Genomic DNA, 380 nt, shown 5'->3' with positions numbered 1-380 from the left:
GAATAGTGAAACGTATTGCACTGCAACCGCCGCATTTTCGCGTTGACTGGCAGGAATTTGCCGCATTGTTAAGCGAGCGCACCCGACTGGTGATCCTCAACACCCCGCATAACCCCAGTGCAACTGTCTGGCAGCAGACTGATTTCGCCGCTCTGTGGCAGGCGATCGCCGGGCACGAGATTTTTGTCATTAGCGATGAAGTCTACGAGCACATCAATTTTTCACAACAGGGCCATGCCAGCGTGCTGGCGCATCCGCAATTGCGTGAGCGAGCGGTGGCGGTGTCATCGTTTGGTAAGACCTATCATATGACCGGCTGGAAAGTGGGTTATTGCTTTGCGCCTGCGCCCATCAGCGCCGAGATCCGCAAAGTGCATCAG

At 55.3% G+C, this 380-nt stretch carries 1 pseudogene; it reads left to right on the top strand.

Features of this window, described 5'->3' with window-relative positions:
- Positions 1-380: pseudogene (ybdL, locus tag I6F35_RS39710) on the top strand (methionine-oxo-acid transaminase); the annotation flags it as partial.

Source organism: Bradyrhizobium sp. BRP22, from assembly GCF_020194175.1.
Classification (GTDB): domain Bacteria; phylum Pseudomonadota; class Alphaproteobacteria; order Rhizobiales; family Xanthobacteraceae; genus Bradyrhizobium.
Note: the sequence above shows the minus strand (reverse complement) of the source record. Positions and strands in the feature narration are given on the sequence as shown.